Raw genomic sequence first — 15,386 nt, forward strand, 5'->3', positions numbered from 1 at the left:
GGTGCCGTCCGACATGGGCCCGGCGCCGCGCTGATGCTGGGCGCGCTGGGCGTCGTGTACGGCGACATCGGCACGAGCCCGCTCTACGCGTTCAAGGAGGCTGTGAAGGCGGCGACCGCCGGCGGGGCCGCGGTGCCGGCGGCGGCCACGGGGGCGGTGTCGCTGATCCTGTGGTCGCTGATCCTGATCGTGTCGCTGAAATACGCGGTGCTGATCCTGCGCGCCGACAACCGCGGCGAGGGCGGCATTGTCGCCATGCTGGCGCTGCTCGGCGCCCGGCAGGCCCGGCCGGGCACGGGGAAGGCGCTGCTTCTGGTGGTCGGTCTGGTGGGGGCGGCGCTGCTCTACGGCGACGGCGCGATCACCCCGGCGATCTCGGTCCTGTCGGCGATCGAGGGCGTGAAGGTCGATGCGCCGGCGCTCGGCCCGTACGTGGTGCCGATCACGCTCGTCATCCTCGTCGGGCTGTTCCTGGTCCAGCACAAGGGCGTGGCCGCCATCGGCCGCGTGTTCGGGCCCGTGATGCTCGTCTGGTTCGTCGTCCTCGTCCTGCTCGCGATCCCCAGCATCCTGCGCGCGCCGGAAATCCTGGCGGCGGCCAACCCGTTGCGGGCGGTGGACTTCCTCGTCCATGCCGGCTGGCATGTCAGCTTCCTGATGCTGGGCGCGGCCTTCCTGGCGGTGACCGGCGGCGAGGCGATGTATGCCGATCTCGGCCATTTCGGCGCCCCCGCGATCCGCTTCGCGTGGTTCGGTCTCGTGCTGCCGGCGCTGTTGATCCACTATTGCGGGCAGGGCGCCCTGATCATCGCCGATCCCGGTGCGATCGAGAATCCGTTCTATCGGCTTGCCCCCGACTGGGCCCATTATCCCCTGGTCGCCCTGGCCACGATGGCGACCGTCATCGCCTCGCAGGCGGTGATCTCGGGCGTCTATTCGTTGACCCAGCAATCGATCCAGCTCGGCTTCATGCCGATGATGCGGGTCGTCCACACAGACCGGGACGAGCGCGGCCAGATCTACGTGCCGGCGGTGAACTGGCTCCTGGCCGCAGCGACCCTCACGGCGGTGGTCGTGTTCGGCTCCTCCGACGCCCTCGCCGGCGCCTACGGCATCGCGGTCTCGGCCCTGATGGGCATCACCACCCTGCTCGCCGCGCTCATCGCGCTGCGCTGGGGCTACAATCCGATCCTGGTCTTCGCGGTCAACGGCGCCTTCCTCACCCTCGACGCCGTGTTCTTCGCCGCCAACAGCGTGAAGCTGTTCGAGGGCGGCTGGTTTCCGCTGCTGCTGGCCGCCGCGGTCGCCTTCCTGATGCTGACATGGATGACGGGCAACCGCGTTCTCGAATCCGTCCGCCAGACCATGCGGATGTCCGAGGCGACCTTCCTCGCCCGCCTGACCTCGCACCCGCCGGTGACGCTCCCCGGCACCGCGGCCTTCCTGACCGCCGCCATCGATGGCATCCCGATGGCCCTCGGCCGTCTGCTGGAGCGCAGCCGGTGCCTCCACGAGCGGATCCTCCTGATCACCGTCGTCTACGAGGAGGAGCCGGTCATTTGCGCCGCCGAGCGGGCGCAGGTGACGCTGGTTGCGCAGGGCATCCGCAAGGCGATCTCGAAGTATACGCCCGGCATGGAACGGGTCGTCCTGCGGTATGGCTTCATGCAGACCGCCTCGATCCCCGAGGGGCTGCGATGCGCCGTGGCGAGCGGCCTCCTGCCTCCGGAATACCTCGAGGACATCACCTACTTCGTGGGCCACGAGGTGGTCATCCCGTCGCCGACCCATCCCGGCATGGCGCCCTGGCGGGAGGCGATGTTCAGCTTCATGAAGCGCAATGCCGAGCGCACCGGCGCCCATTTCGGCCTGCCGACCCGGCAGATCGTCGAGGTGGGAACCGAGATCGAGATTTGAACCGGGGGCCCTGAACAGGGCCGCGCCGCGGCACGCCCGAAGGGCAGGGCCTCCACAGGCGGCGGACCGCCATGACGGCGATGCCGAGCCCGCGCGGCGCATTGAAAACGGCCGCGTTCGCCAGCATATCGCCACCGCGATTTTCCCACAGCGGAGGCATGACCCGTGAGCGAGACGATTGAGCGGCACGAGTTCGGGGCGGAGGTAGGCCGGCTCCTCGACCTCGTCGTGCACGCGCTCTATTCCGACCGCGAGATCTTCCTGCGCGAACTCGTGGCCAACGCCGCCGATGCCATGGACCGGCGGCGGTTCGAGGCCCTGACCTCGGCGGCGAGCGCCCTGCCGGCGGACGCCAAGGTCCGCATCGCCCCCGACAAGGAGGCGCGGACCCTGACCGTGTCGGATGCCGGCATCGGCATGACCAAGGAGGATCTCGCCACCAACCTCGGCACCATCGCGCGCTCCGGCACGCGGGCGTTCTCGCAGACGCTGGAATCCGCCAAGGCCGAGGACCGGCCGAGCCTGATCGGCCAGTTCGGCGTCGGCTTCTACTCGGCCTTCATGGTCGCCGACCGGGTGACGGTCACGTCGCGCCGCGCCGGCAGCGACGAGGCCTGGACCTGGGCCTCCGAAGGCCAGGGCAACTACACCTTGGAGCCTGCCACCCGGGCGGAACCCGGCACCGACATCGTGCTCCATCTCAAGGGCGACGCCGACGAGTACCTGGAGCCTTACCGGCTCGACCATCTCGTGCGGAAATGGGCCGACTTCATCACCGTGCCGATCGCGGTCGTGCGCGACGGCAAGGACGAATCGGCCAATCAGGGCACCGCGCTCTGGCGCAAGGCGAAGTCCGAGGTCACCGAGGAGCAGTACGAGGCGTTCTACCACTCCATCGGCATGAACTTCGACAAGCCCTGGGCGACGCTCCACTGGCGCGCCGAGGGGCAACTCGAATTCGCCGCGCTGCTGTTCATCCCCGGTTCGAAGCCCTTCCAGGCGCTCGAGAACGAGCGGCAGAGCAAGGTCCGGCTCCACGTGCGGCGGATGTTCATCACCGACGAGGCCGAACTGCTGCCGCCCTGGCTGCGCTTCGTCCAGGGCGTGGTCGATACCGAAGACCTGCCCCTCAACGTGTCCCGCGAGATGCTGCAATCGACCCCGGCCCTGGCGCGGATCCGCCGCGCCGTGACCGGCCGCGTCGTGTCCGAACTCGCAACCCGCGCCAAGGACGCCGAGGGCTACCAGGCCTTCTGGGAGAATTTCGGCCCCGTCCTCAAGGAGGGCATCTACGAGGATTTCGAGCGCCGGGGTGAGATCGCCCCGCTCCTGCGCTTCCGCTCCTCGGCGGTGGAGGGCTGGACCTCCCTGCCGGATTACGTATCCCGCATGAAGGATGGCCAGGAGGCGATCTACTACCTCGTCGCCGACGATGCCGAGGCGCTGAAGTCGTCGCCGCAGCTCGAGGGCTTCAAGGCGCGCGGCCTCGAGGTGCTGCTGCTTTCCGATCACGTCGACGCCTTCTGGCCCGACCAGCTCGGCAGCTTCGAGGAGAAGCCGCTCCGCTCGATCACCAAGGGTGGGCTCGACCTGTCGAAGTTCGCCCTCGAGGGCGAGCAGCCGGAGGCGCCCGAGGGCATCGATGCGTTCGTGGCCGCCGTGAAGACCGCGCTGGGCAGCGAGGTCTCGGACGTGCGCACCACCGACCGGCTGGTCGACTCGGCTGTGGTCCTGTCCGCCGGGACCGGAGGCCCAGACCTGCAGATGCAGCGGCTCATGCGGCGGGCAGGGCGGGCCGGGGCCGGGCAGCCGGTCCTGGAGATCAACCCGCGCCATCCGCTGATTCGGGCGCTGGCCGCGGCACCCGAATCGGAGGTGCCGCAGGCGGCCGGCACGCTCCTCGACCTCGCCCGCATCCAGGATGGCGACAGCCCCCGCGACCCGGCGGCCTTCGCCCGGACCGTGGCGGCGGCCCTGGCGGCGGCGCGCAGCGCGTAGGACTACGGAGACACGCGCCGGGCGCAGGCGGAAAGCCGCGCGCGGCGTGTGTCTCCACACACATCCGCGCCGGACGATTGTCGGTTCGGTTGATCATTCGGAAACGGTCGAGCCATAACTTCGCCACCGGTCGGGATCATTGCCCGGCCGATGGCGCGGGCGCGGTGGGGGCCGCAGGCGTCTGAGCCGAACCCTCTCGCGCGCGTCAGGCGCGCCTCACGGACGCTGCATGAACCCGGTCGAGGCTGAAGCCGGCAACGGACAGGCGGTCGCGGCGGCGCGGACCCGGGCCCATGCCCGGGCGTATCGCCACAGCGGACGCGTGCGCACCATGCGCCGCATGATTCCGGTGGTCGCCGGGGGCTCGGTGGCGCTGCTGCTGGGGTACCTGTTCAATCCTTTCGCGGCCCAGCTGCCGGGTGTCTCGGTCGGTCCGGTGACGCTGGCGGGCTCGAAGGTCCGCATGGAGAATCCGCGGCTCTCGGGCTTCCGCCAGGGAACGCGCGGCTACGAGGTGACGGCGGACGCCGCCCTGCAGGACGTCCGCAAGCCGAGCCAGATTGAGCTGCAGCAGATGCGCGGCCACATCGCCACCGACGACCAAGGCGGCATCGCCCGGCTCTCGGCGGTGTCGGGCCTGTTCGACACGGCCCGCGAGGCGCTCGACCTGAAGGACGACATCCGGATCTGGACCGACAAGGGCGAGGAGGTGCGCCTGCGCTCGGCCGCCGTGGCGTTCAAGACCGGCGCCATCAGCTCGCAGGAGCCTGTCACCGTTTCGAGCCCGCGGGCCACCGTGAAGGCCGACACCCTGGACGTCGTCGAGAACGGCAAGCGGATCTCCTTCGTGGGCAAGGTCCAGGTGGTGATCCTCAACGAGGATCAGGCCGAGAAGCCGCAGGCCCGCATCCTGACGTCGGACGCCCAAGCCGCGGACGGTGCGCGATGAGCGCCGCCCGCATCGTCTGGGCCGCCCTGGCGGCGGGGCTGGTTCTCGCCGGCCCGGCTTTCGCCGAGAAGTCCGCGCGGAAAGATTCGCCCTTCGGGAATATCGGGGGCGGGGGCAAGGACCCGATCAAGATCGACGCCGACCGGCTCGACGTGTTCGACCGGGAGAACAAGGCGATCTTCGCCGGCAACGTCGTGGCCGTGCAGGGCGACAGCACCATCCGGTGCTCGACCATGACGGTCACCTACAAGCGCGGCAAGGACGCGCCCGGCAAGGGTGCCAAGGGCGAGGCGAAGGAGGAGGGGGCCGAAGCGGCGCCCCGGAATCCCGCCGAGAACGGGATCCAGAAGGTCGATTGCGCCGGTCCGGTGACGGTGGTGCAGAAGGATCAGGTCGCCACCGGCGACCATGCGGTGTTCGATCAGGACGCCAAGCGGATCGTGCTGACCGGCAATGTCGTCCTGAGCCAGTGCCAGAACGTCACCCGCGGCCAGCGGCTCGTCTACGACATGAACACCGGGCGCGCGAACATGGACCCGGTGGCGGGCGGCCGCGTCTCGGCCCTGTTCGTGCCCGGCGAGAAGTCCGACGCCAAGGACGGCAAGGCGAAGGGCTGCACGCAGCCGCCGCCCAGGCCGAAGGCGCAGGTCGATTGAGCGGCGCCGTGGCGTTCCAGGCTGGCCCGCAGGACCCGGCGGGCCGAACGAGCTGGCTCGGCCGCCTGTTCGGCCGGCGCGCGCGGCAGCCGGACGCGGCCGAGGCCGAGGGCTGGTCCGCGGCCGAGGCGGGCGGCCTCGGCATCCTCAGCGTGAGCGGCCTGCGTAAGAGCTACGGCGCCCGCACGGTGGTCCACGAGGCGGGGCTCACCGTCCGCACCGGCGAGGCCGTGGGACTGCTGGGCCCGAACGGCGCCGGCAAGACCACGATCTTCTACATGATCACCGGGCTGGTGGCGGCCGATCGCGGCCACATCACCCTGGACGGCCTGCCGATCACGCACCTGCCCATGTACCAGCGGGCGCGGCTCGGGATCGGCTATCTGCCGCAGGAGGCCTCGATCTTCCGCGGGCTCACCGTCGAGGACAACATCCGCGCGGTGCTGGAGGTGGCCGAGCCCGACCGCAAGGCGCGCGCCCGCAAGCTCGATTCCCTATTGGAGGAGTTCGACATCGCGCGCCTGCGCAAGTCGCCCTCGATCGCGCTCTCGGGCGGCGAGCGGCGGCGTTGCGAGATCGCCCGGGCGCTCGCCTCCTCGCCGACCTTCATGCTGCTGGACGAGCCCTTCGCGGGCATCGACCCGATCGCGGTGGGCGACATCCAGGATCTGGTGAAGCACCTGAAGCAGCGCGGCATCGGCGTGCTGATCACCGACCACAACGTCCGCGAGACGCTGGGCCTGATCGACCGGGCCTACATCGCCCATTCCGGCCGCATCCTCACCGAGGGCACGCCGGAGGAGATCGTGGCGAACCCGGATGCGCGGCGCCTGTATCTCGGCGAGGATTTCAGGCTTTAGGCCGGACTTCGCCCCTACGAGGGGAGCGAAGACGGGGCGGAGGCGGCCGCGCCTCACCCCTTCCAGTTCTTGAGCGCCGCGAACGGGCTGTCGGAACCCGCGGGCTTCTCCGGGTTCAGCACCGGCTCCACCTGCGCGATCGCGTCCGCCATCGAGAAGGCCGAGCCGCTCTGGAGCCGGCCGCCCGCCGCGTCGCGGTGGCCGCCGCCACGGAACAGGCGGGCGCCGTCGAGCGCCGTGCCGTCATTGGAGCGGAACGACAGCGTGCCCATCCGCTGGACGTTGACGACGCGCTTGGCGCGGCCCGCATCCATGATCAGGTCGGAGACCCGCTGGAAGGTGCCCGAATCGAGGGCGAAGGACAGGAGCGTGCCGTCCTTCAGCGGGCGGAACAGGGCGTCCGAGCGGGCGAGGGCCCGGGCGAGGCGCATGCGCGTGGTCAGCGTCGGATCGTCGTCGGGCGCCTCGCGCAGCAGGGCGTCGACCACGCCGGTGCGGATCTCCGAGGCGCGCCGCTCGAGTTCGGCCGGGTTGGCGCCGTCCCGCAGGGACGCGGCGGCCGCGAGCAGGATGTCGGACACGAACCGGTCGTGCCAGGGATGACCGACCGGCACGTAGCTCGACACGACTTCCCAGAACAACTCGTCCAGGGCGAGCCCGCCGCGGAAGGCCGGGCTTTCCTTGCGCCAGAGGTCGACGGCATCGACCGCGGACAGCAGGCTCGACAGGTCGGTCGCGGGTTCGTGCGTGGCGAACAGGGCCCGGTGTTCGAAGGTCATCCGCGTGGCGCAGATGTCGTCCTCGATCAGCACGGCGATCTCGGGATCGCCCAGATCGATCCGGTGGAGCGCCGGGCGCGCTGCATCGGCGGTCGCCTCCAGGCCCAGCCGGCGCATCTGGTCGAGGGACGAGGCGTGGTGGTCGAGGACCACGAGGCGGTGCTTCTGCCCGTCCTCCCGGCGCCGGTTCATCGCGGCGAACTTCCTCAGGCCCGCGATGGTCTGCTCCTCCAGGCCGAGATCCGTCATCAGCAGGATCTCGCGCTCCGCCGCGCGGCCGAGACGCTTGATCTCGTCCTCGAAGACCGGGCCGACATCGCTGTAGCGGGGCACGTGGACGACGCGCTCGACCGTGGCGCAGGCGGCGGCGACCGTGGAGGCGCCGTAGCCGTCGAGGTCGTGGTGGGTGATCTGGATCAGGCGCAACGGTCCGGACTCGAAGGATGACGGAGCGGCCGGTCTACGACGCCCGGCGCCGCGAGGCGAGGGGTGGCGGACCTTCCGTCCGGCCGCGTTCGGTGCAGAATGGTGCCGGGCCGCCACGAGTCGCACAGGACCGGCCGGCCACGGAGACCCTCAAGGGGCCCGCCATTCCGGGAGGATACGATGGCCTTGGCCGCAACGCCGCGCGTGCGCCGCATCCAGACGATCTCGCTTGCCCTTCTCGTGACGGCGGGCGTCGTCAACTACGTCGACCGCGCCACCCTGGCGGTGGCCAACCCGCTGATCCGGGAGGATCTTGGCCTCTCGATCCCCGAGATGGGCTTGCTGCTCTCGGCCTTCCTCTGGGCCTACGCCTTCGCACAGCTGCCGGCCGGTGTGCTCGCCGACCGGTTCGGACCGCGCCTGACGCTGACGCTCGGCCTGACCTGCTGGTCGTTCGGCCAGATGCTCGGCGGCGCGGTGACGTCGTTCTGGCAGTTCGTGAGCGCGCGGATCGTGCTCGGGATCGGCGAGGCGCCGCATTTCCCGACCTGCGCCCGGGTCTCCCGCGACTGGTTCAACATCCGCCAGCGCGGCACCGCCACGGGGATCTGGAACTGCGCCTCCTCGCTCGGGACCTTCCTGGCCCTGCCGCTGCTGACCTTCCTCATGGTGAGCTTCGGCTGGCGGGCGATGTTCGTGATCATGGGGGCGGTCGGCCTCGTGCTCGCCGCGATCGTCTACGGGGTCTTCCGCAACCCGCGCGAGACCGACCTGACGCCGGGGGAGCGCGCCTTCCTGGAAGAGGGCGATGCCCCGAATGCCAGCCGCCCGGTCACCTGGAGCGCGTGGCGCCGGCTCTTCGGGTTCCGAACCAGCTGGGGGATGATCGTCGGCTATTTCGGCTGCATCTACATGACGTGGCTCTACACCGCGTGGCTGCCGAGCTACCTTGAGATCGAGCGGCACTTCACCCTGCAGAAGACCGGCCTCGTCGGCTCGATCCCCTTCGCCTTCGGCGTGCTGGGCGGGATCCTGGGCGGCCGCGTGGTCGACATGCTGGTCCGCCGGGGCGTCGACCCGATCCGCAGCCGCAAGATCCCGATGGTCGGATCCCTGGTGGCGACCGCCGCCTGCACGGTCGTGGCGGCCCTGACGCCGAGCGACACCCTCGCCATCGCCTGCATCTCGGCCTCGCTCTTCCTCGTCTACGTGAGCTCGTCGTCGGCCTGGGCGATGGCCTCCGTGGCGGCGCCGGCCAGCTGCACGGCGTCGCTCGGCGCGATGCAGAATTTCGGCGGCTATATCGGCGGCGCCCTGGCGCCGACCGTGACGGGCTTCATCGTCGGCGGCACGGGCCATTTCTCGATGGCCTTCATCACCGGGGCGGTGATCGCCCTGGTGGCGGCGCTCGGCTACTGGACGCTGATCAGGGATCCCATCGCCGACGAGGCGCCGGAGGGTCCGGTGGTCGGTCAATTGAGGGCCGCGCGATGAGCAGGCGGACGGTCTCCGCTGGCGTCACCCCCGCAGGTTCGGGGCAGCCAGGATCAGGTCCCGGAGATGCGTGCGGGCCGTGAAGCTGCCGCGCATCAGGTCCACGAAGGTGGCGGCCGGTCCGTCCCAGTCGTGGCGCGCGGCATGGGCCCGGGCGGCGGTCGCGTCGAAGGGCAGCCGCCCCTCGATCGCCGCGCCCATCAGCTCGGCGAGCCGATCCACCCGGTCGGGGGCGTCGGGGTCGAAGTAGCTCGCCGCGCTGCCGCCGGCCTCCGGGATGGCCGTCAGGCTCGAGGCGATGACCGGCGTCCCCCGGGCGAGGCTGTCGAGGACCGGGATGCCCCAGCCCTCGCCGCGGCTCGGGAAGACCAGGGCGGCGGCCCGGGCGTAGAGGTCGGAGAGCCCCCGGTCGTCGATGCCGGCGATGTGCACCGCGTCCGGCGTCCGGGCGAGGCGGTCCAGGGTCTCGGGCCGCTCGCCGTCACCCTTGCCCACCACGATGAGCCGCGCCGCGCCCTCCGGCAGCCGCGCGAAGGCATCGAGGACGAGACCGAGATTCTTCCTCGGCTCCAGCCGGCCGACCATGAGCAGGTACGGCCGCCCGTCCGCAAGCGGGGTCCGCTCCGAGACCGCCTGCGGCGGGGTCGAGCCGCAGCGCACCTCGGCGATGCGGTGGCGTTCGATGCCGTAGACCTTGGCGATGGAGTCGCGGCTGTAGTCGGAGATGGTCAGAACCAGCTTGGCGCGCCGGGCCGAGAGCCGAGTCAGGATCTTGTTCCGCCAGCGCATCGACCAGGGAAAGAATTCGGGATGGGTCTCGAACAGGATGTCGTGGACCACCACCACCTGCCGGTCGCCCGGCACCAGCGGCGGGGCGATGTAGGTGGTGAGCAGCGTGTCCAGGCGATCCCGCAGGAACAGCCACGGCCAGACCAGGGTCAGCCGCACGGTCGCGGGGACCCGCGGCAGCCGCCGGTGCTCGATGTTGTCCCCCGAGACGATGCGGGCGCAGGCCTCGGGATCGCCCGAATAGACCACGTAGGTGGCGTCGGGGTGCTGGGCGGCGGCCCGGCCGATGATGTTCACGAGCCAGGTCCGGCTGCCCTGCGGCTTGCCGGTGAGCACGTGCGCGTCGACGCCGATGCGAAGCATATCAAGGGCTCCTGTAGGCGCCGAAGGTCGGGGCCTCCCCGGGGGCGTAGGCCCGGCCGGCGATGTCGCGGGTGGCGCCAAGCGGGATGCCGACGCGGGCGGGGGCGGCGGTCAGGGCGAGGCCGCCGGTCATCGGGCTTGCAGGATCGCGGAAGGCGGGCGTGCCGGTGAGGTCGGGCCCCTGGCCGTTGAGCGGCAGGCTCGTCCCGTCGCCGGTGGCCTGATTGCCCCAGCGGTAGAGCGGGGCGCCGACGGCGCTGCCGAGGAAGTTCGGGCCGATCGCGTTGTTGTTGTCGGTGGTGGTCGCCTCGACCACGATCGCGGCCACGTTCGGCCGGGTCGCGTAGGCGATGTTGTTGAGCACCCGGTTGTTCGACGTGCGGTCGACCTGCTTGGTATAGTCGGAGGCGAGTACGATCTCGCCGCGATAGACGTGCTTGCCGCCGGAATCGCGCATGTTGCCGGTGGTCGTATTGTTCACCACCGTGTTGGAGCCGGCGTCGAACAGGTTGATCCCGGCGCCGTCATTGTCGGCCGCGACGTTGAACGCGACGATGTTCTCGTCGCACCACTGGTCGATCTGGATGCCGTTGCCGTCCTGGCCGGTGGTCTCCTTCTGGCCGGTGACGATGTTGTACCGGATGGTGTTGCGGTCGCCCGCGTCCTGGGCGGCGTCCTTGGCGTAGACGTGGATGCCAGAGGTGCCCGACATCCCGACGCCGTTGCCCGAGACCCGGTTGCCCTCCACCACGTAGCCGGAGCCGTTGATCTCCATCCCGTGGATGCCGTTGCCGGTCACGGTGTTGTCGAGGATGTAGCTCGGGTCCTCGGGGGGCGCGTTGATGACGTCGACGGCGACGCCGTGGGTCTGGTTGTCGGCGAGGCTGTTGCCGGTGATCCGGTGCCCGGCGCCCGCGCCGTCGCCGATCCAGATGCCGAGGCCGGACCGGGACACGGTCGAGCCCGCGACCGTCACGTGGCTCGACCCCCGGCGGATGATGAAGCCGGAATTCACCGCGCCCTGCACGGTCAGGCCGGTGACCGTCACGTAGGCGGCGTTCTCGAACACCACCGAGTTGGACAGGCGCGGTTGCGTGCCGGTTTCGGCCGCCACCGTGACCGGCGCGGCCTCTGTCCCGCGGGACCCGATGAAGACGACGTCGCCATAGCTGCCGCCGCGGACCAGCACGGTCGAGCCGGGGCCGAGGGTGGCGAAGGACACGTCGGCGAGGTGCGCCACCGTGGTGTAGCCGGGCTTCGTGCCGCCGGCGGGATCGACCAGGATGTTCTGCTGCACCTGCGCGCCGGCCGGGCCGCAGGCGGCCAGGACCGGCAGGACCAGCGCCGCGAGGGCGCTGCCGAGGATCGTGCGGGGCTGTCTCATGCCGCGAGCGCCCGGGCGATGGCGAGCCGCTTGCGCCGCTGGAACAGCCGGCGCCACACGCTGCGGCCGGCCTCCGGGCTGATCCGCGTCAGCGCGCGGGCCGCCATCTGCCAGCCGGGCAGCAGGGCCTGCGGCATCGCGAGGTCGGCAACCCGGTGGCGTGCCGCCGCGCCGAGCGGCGGCGGCCCGACCAGGCCGAGCCGGCCGAGATCCGCGACGAGGTCCGGGCGCTTGCGGTACCACAGCACCAGGGCTGCGCCCTCGCGCTCTGCGATGCGCAGATAGGCCGCCTCGTCCAGGAGGTGATGGTGATAGCCGAGCGCCTCGGGGGCGTAGAACAGGCGCATGCCGCGCCGGGCCAGCCGCTCGCCGAGCTCGATATCCTCGTGCCAGAACAGCTTCGGGTCGAAGCCCCCGGCCTCCTCCAGGAAGCCCCGGTCGACGCTGACGTTGCAGGTCAGGAACGCGTCCCAGCCGACCTCGTCGCGGCCCGCGAGCGCATCGTAGGAGGCGTCGTGGTGAAGCGCCGAGAACGGCGAGAACGGCAGGGCCGGGTCGATGGTCATGCGCCCGAGGATCGCGGTCCTCCGTCCCCCCCGCCGCGCATGGGCGCGCCGGTGCGCCTCGACGAGGCCCGGCACCGGGATGGTGTCGTCGTTGACGATCAGGAGGCGCTCGCCCCGGGCCGCCGCAATGGCGCGGTTGCGGGCGGCGTTGGCGCCGGCATTCTCCTGGCGCAGATGGACCACCGGGATCCGGGCCGTCGCGACGGCGCGGTCGATGACCGCTCCGGTGCCGTCCGTCGAGCCGTCGTCGCAGACCACGATCTCGAAGGGCGCGTCCGTCTCCTGCCGATCGAAGGCCCAGAGGCACAGGCGCAGCGTGTCGGCGCGGTTGTAGGTCGGGATGATGACCGAGAGCACGGGATCATCGCTCATGACGAGGCTTCCGGAAGCGGGAGGGGGAGGGGATCGGTCGGGGGGCGGCGCAGGCACAGCCACCCGACCAGGGCGGCCGAGACGGCCGCGACGGCGGGGACCGTCCCGGGCGCCAGCGCGGCGGGGCCGGCCGCCCAGGCGAGGGCGGTGAGGAGGCCCGGCGCAGCCAGGATCGGGATGTCCGCCAGCGCCAGGGGCGGTCCAGCCTGCCGCCAGAAGGCATGGGCCAGCACGAGGAGCATCGCGGCCTCCGCGAGCAGCGCCGCGAGCGCCGCGCCGAGCAGGGAGTTCCAGGGGATCAGCAGCGTGCAGGCGATGAGGTTGGTGGCGCAGGCCGCCGCGCTCCCGCGTACGGCGAAGCCGGTCCGCCCCAGCGGCACGAGGCCCGCGAACAGGATCGTGGCCGCGATCAGCAGGACGCTCATCCCGGTGGCGATGCGCAGCACCGGGACGGCGCCGGGGAAGTCCGGCCCGAAGGCGAGGCGCACGAGCGGCTCCGCGAGGGCGCAGGCCGCCACCGCTCCCGCGCAGGAGGCGGCCAGGATCGGGACCAGCGCGGTGCGAACCCGGGTCCGCAGCGCTGCCGTCCCGGTCCGCGGCCGTCCGTCCACCAGGGGGCCGACGGCCCGTCCGAAGACCGGCACGAGCGGCGCACACAGGGTGATCGCCACCGCGGCCCCGAGCTCGAAGAACCGGAAGCCGGCCGTGAACTGGCCGAGCTCGGCCGCGCCCGCGAAGGCGGCCAGCATCATGAGGCTGATCCGGCCGTTGAGCGAACCGAGGGCATTCGCGACGCCCACGCCCGCCGCGGCCCGGATGGTCGCCAGGGCCTGCGGCAGGGGAGCGAGGCGGGCGGGCACGAGGCGCAGCGCGAGCGCCAGTCCCACGGCGCCGTAGGCGATGCCGGCGCCGATCGCCGCAAGGCTCAGGGCCGCTTCCGGAAGCTGCAACCACAGCGCGAGCGCGGTCCCGCCGATCAGGATGACGGCGTTGGCGAGCGCCGGCCAGACGGACCAGCCGGGCCGCCCGCAGACCTGGAACAGGGCGTCGAGGAAGCGGGCGGCCGCGAGGGGCATCAGCAGGGCGGCCAGCGCCAGCGCGGGCTGGATGGCGTCCGGCAGCATCGGCAGAATGCAGAGCAGCGCCGCGCCGGTCCCGAGACCGAGGACGAGACGCGCCGACAGCATTCGGCCGAACTCGGCCGCCCGCATCTCGGGTTCGATCGCACCGAGGCGCGCCCCGAAGGTCAGGGTCGTGCCGAAATCCGCCGCGATCAGCGCCACCGCCAGGATCGCCAGGGCGAGGCCGTAGCGACCGAGGGCCGCCGGCCCGGCCATGTGCCCGACCATCACGAAGGCTGCGAGGCCTGCCGCAAGGTAGACGCCGCGGCCGGCAGCCTGCCCGAGCAGATTCGCACCATAACGGAGCCCGCCGGCCCGTCCGCGCCCCGACAATCGGTTTACCAAGCGGATCATCTCTCGGTGACGTCTGACTGAAAACTGCGACCTACGATTGCATCGTGGCAGGCTGCGTATGGCTTGCAACCGGTGTCTCAATTTATGGTTGCAGAGTTATCGCGTTGGCAAAACCGGAGGACTGCGTATGTCCGAGACAGCCGCTGGGTCGGACCTGTGTCTCTCGCGCCGATCAGAAGCGGAGCCGGAACGGCGCCTCCGATGGGGGGAGGTGCGGGCCGCCCTGGCCGCCGATCGGGATCATTGGCGCCGCCGCGGTTGCGGGCCGGCGGCCTTTCGCCGGGGCTACCACGCGATCTGGCTCTACCGCCTGTCCCGCTATGCCCATGAGCGCGGCTGGCGGATGGCGGCGTGGCTGCTGTGGCTGGTGAACGGCTGGTGGACCGGCGCCGACATCCCGCCCTCCAGCCGGATCGCCGGCGGCCTGTTCCTGCCGCAGCCCTATGGGACCGTGATCGCCGGCGCCGTGGGCCGCGACGCCGCCTTCGGCATCCAGGCCTCCATCGGCGGCCTGCTGAAGGAGCCGGACCAGGATATCGGCGGCGGCCCGGGCCTTCCGGTGCTGGGCGACGACGTGATGCTGGAGGCGGGCGCCATCGTCCTCGGCGCCGTGCATGTCGGGGACCGCGCCCGGATCGGGCCGCGGACCATCACCCTGAAGTCCGTCGAGGCCGACGAGGAGATCATGCCGCAACCCTGGCGCCCGCTCCCCGGCCGGAACGTCGCGCCATGAGGAACGCGATGTCGGACCATGGCACCCTGTCGGGGATGCGGCGCCTCCTGGCGGCCGACTTCGCCCGCATCCTGCATCAGACCACGGGGGGGAAGCCGACCGCCCGGCTCCGACGCCTGATGCACCTCCTGCTTCCGGCCATGCAGGTGGCGATCCTGCATCGAACCGCGCATCTGCTGCACGGCAGGGGCTGGCGCCGCTCGGCCGCCCTCGTGGCGGACCTGTCGCTGCGTCTCACGGGGGCCAGCCTGCATCCGGGCTCGCGCGTGGGGCCGGGCCTGTTCGTGCCGCATCCGGCGCGGGTCGCCTTCTGCGCGACGGCCGGGGCCGACCTGACGCTGCTGCCCGGGACATTGGTCGGACCGCGGGACTGGGTCCTTCCGGACCAGCCGTTTCCCGCCGACGGTCCTGATCTCGGGGACGGCGCGATCGTCGGCGCGCACGCCGCCATCCAGGGATCGGTCGCCATCGGCGCGGGCGCGACGGTCGGCATCGCGGTCTGCAGTCTTCGGGATGTGCCGGCGGGCACCGTGACGATGATCGCCCAGCGGCAGGTTCGCAGTCCGCGGCGCCCCCAGGGGACGATTCATGGGCGCTAGACCCGGCCGCGCAGGGCCGCGGCGCC

13 protein-coding genes are annotated in these 15,386 nt (G+C 71.5%); 8 read left to right on the forward strand and 5 right to left on the reverse strand.

Annotated features, from left to right (window positions below):
- Positions 1-33: 33 nt before the first annotated feature.
- The 5 genes from P9K36_RS29645 to lptB all read left to right on the forward strand — a co-directional run bounded on the left by P9K36_RS29645 (position 34) and on the right by lptB (position 6,380).
- Positions 34-1,917 (forward strand): KUP/HAK/KT family potassium transporter, encoded by a 1,884-nt coding sequence (locus P9K36_RS29645; protein ID WP_278307332.1) that lies wholly within the window; start codon positions 34-36, stop codon positions 1,915-1,917.
- A 165-nt stretch (positions 1,918-2,082) separates the two neighbouring features.
- Positions 2,083-3,915, forward strand: a complete 1,833-nt coding sequence (gene htpG / locus P9K36_RS29650; RefSeq protein WP_043350981.1) for a molecular chaperone HtpG — start codon at positions 2,083-2,085, stop codon at positions 3,913-3,915.
- Positions 3,916-4,144: 229 nt separating this feature from the next.
- Positions 4,145-4,864 carry an LPS export ABC transporter periplasmic protein LptC gene (gene lptC, locus P9K36_RS29655; protein ID WP_043350977.1) on the forward strand — a complete coding sequence of 240 codons (720 nt, stop codon included), beginning with the start codon at positions 4,145-4,147 and terminating at the stop codon, positions 4,862-4,864.
- Positions 4,861-5,520: an LptA/OstA family protein gene (locus tag P9K36_RS29660; protein ID WP_043386965.1), complete on the forward strand. Its 660-nt coding sequence runs from the start codon at positions 4,861-4,863 to the stop codon at positions 5,518-5,520. Before lptC ends, P9K36_RS29660 begins: the two co-directional genes overlap by 4 nt.
- 65 nt (positions 5,521-5,585) lie before the next feature.
- A complete protein-coding gene (lptB, locus tag P9K36_RS29665) occupies positions 5,586-6,380 on the forward strand; it encodes an LPS export ABC transporter ATP-binding protein (RefSeq protein WP_085987650.1) in 795 nt (264 codons plus the stop codon).
- Positions 6,381-6,433: 53 nt separating this feature from the next.
- Here lptB and P9K36_RS29670 read toward each other — a convergent pair whose 3' ends face one another.
- On the reverse strand, positions 6,434-7,585 hold the full coding sequence (locus P9K36_RS29670; protein WP_043386967.1) for a dimethylmenaquinone methyltransferase: 1,152 nt from the start codon (positions 7,583-7,585) through the stop codon (positions 6,434-6,436).
- A gap of 180 nt (positions 7,586-7,765) precedes the next feature.
- Here P9K36_RS29670 and P9K36_RS29675 point away from each other — a divergent pair, with 180 nt between their 5' ends.
- Positions 7,766-9,079 carry an MFS transporter gene (locus tag P9K36_RS29675; RefSeq protein WP_043760381.1) on the forward strand — a complete coding sequence of 438 codons (1,314 nt, stop codon included), beginning with the start codon at positions 7,766-7,768 and terminating at the stop codon, positions 9,077-9,079.
- A 24-nt stretch (positions 9,080-9,103) separates the two neighbouring features.
- Here P9K36_RS29675 and P9K36_RS29680 read toward each other — a convergent pair whose 3' ends face one another.
- The 4 genes from P9K36_RS29680 to P9K36_RS29695 are packed head-to-tail and all read right to left on the reverse strand — an operon-like array spanning position 9,104 to position 14,028.
- Entirely contained in the window at positions 9,104-10,231 is a 1,128-nt protein-coding gene (locus P9K36_RS29680) for a glycosyltransferase family 1 protein (protein ID WP_043760383.1), read from the reverse strand.
- 1 nt (position 10,232) lies between these two features.
- Complete coding sequence (locus P9K36_RS29685; RefSeq protein ID WP_278306311.1) at positions 10,233-11,615, reverse strand: right-handed parallel beta-helix repeat-containing protein; 1,383 nt, start codon at positions 11,613-11,615, stop codon at positions 10,233-10,235.
- Positions 11,612-12,553: a glycosyltransferase family A protein gene (locus P9K36_RS29690; RefSeq protein WP_043760388.1), complete on the reverse strand. Its 942-nt coding sequence runs from the start codon at positions 12,551-12,553 to the stop codon at positions 11,612-11,614. The genes P9K36_RS29685 and P9K36_RS29690 overlap by 4 nt, the downstream gene beginning before the upstream one ends.
- Positions 12,550-14,028, reverse strand: a complete 1,479-nt coding sequence (locus P9K36_RS29695) for a polysaccharide biosynthesis C-terminal domain-containing protein (protein ID WP_278306312.1) — start codon at positions 14,026-14,028, stop codon at positions 12,550-12,552. Before P9K36_RS29695 ends, P9K36_RS29690 begins: the two co-directional genes overlap by 4 nt.
- A gap of 211 nt (positions 14,029-14,239) precedes the next feature.
- On the opposite strand from P9K36_RS29695, the gene P9K36_RS29700 reads away from it, so the two are divergent.
- Both P9K36_RS29700 and P9K36_RS29705 read left to right on the forward strand, forming a co-directional pair.
- Positions 14,240-14,761 carry a serine acetyltransferase gene (locus tag P9K36_RS29700; RefSeq protein ID WP_236961721.1) on the forward strand — a complete coding sequence of 174 codons (522 nt, stop codon included), beginning with the start codon at positions 14,240-14,242 and terminating at the stop codon, positions 14,759-14,761.
- On the forward strand, positions 14,758-15,360 hold the full coding sequence (locus P9K36_RS29705) for a serine acetyltransferase (protein WP_043386983.1): 603 nt from the start codon (positions 14,758-14,760) through the stop codon (positions 15,358-15,360). The genes P9K36_RS29700 and P9K36_RS29705 overlap by 4 nt, the downstream gene beginning before the upstream one ends.
- Positions 15,361-15,386 lie beyond the last annotated feature (26 nt).

The organism is Methylobacterium sp. 391_Methyba4 (assembly GCF_029691625.1).
GTDB classification, from domain to species: Bacteria; Pseudomonadota; Alphaproteobacteria; order Rhizobiales; family Beijerinckiaceae; genus Methylobacterium; species Methylobacterium fujisawaense.

Coding starts and splice junctions, on each gene's coding strand:
- P9K36_RS29660 (WP_043386965.1), top strand. CDS start 4,861: ATGAGCGCCGCCCGCATCGTCTGGGCCGCCCTGGCGGCGGGGCTGGTT.
- P9K36_RS29680 (WP_043760383.1), bottom strand. CDS start 10,231: ATGCTTCGCATCGGCGTCGACGCGCACGTGCTCACCGGCAAGCCGCAG.
- P9K36_RS29675 (WP_043760381.1), top strand. CDS start 7,766: ATGGCCTTGGCCGCAACGCCGCGCGTGCGCCGCATCCAGACGATCTCG.
- P9K36_RS29705 (WP_043386983.1), top strand. CDS start 14,758: ATGAGGAACGCGATGTCGGACCATGGCACCCTGTCGGGGATGCGGCGC.
- P9K36_RS29685 (WP_278306311.1), bottom strand. CDS start 11,615: ATGAGACAGCCCCGCACGATCCTCGGCAGCGCCCTCGCGGCGCTGGTC.
- P9K36_RS29695 (WP_278306312.1), bottom strand. CDS start 14,028: ATGATCCGCTTGGTAAACCGATTGTCGGGGCGCGGACGGGCCGGCGGG.
- P9K36_RS29645 (WP_278307332.1), top strand. CDS start 34: ATGCTGGGCGCGCTGGGCGTCGTGTACGGCGACATCGGCACGAGCCCG.
- lptC (WP_043350977.1), top strand. CDS start 4,145: ATGAACCCGGTCGAGGCTGAAGCCGGCAACGGACAGGCGGTCGCGGCG.
- P9K36_RS29690 (WP_043760388.1), bottom strand. CDS start 12,553: ATGAGCGATGATCCCGTGCTCTCGGTCATCATCCCGACCTACAACCGC.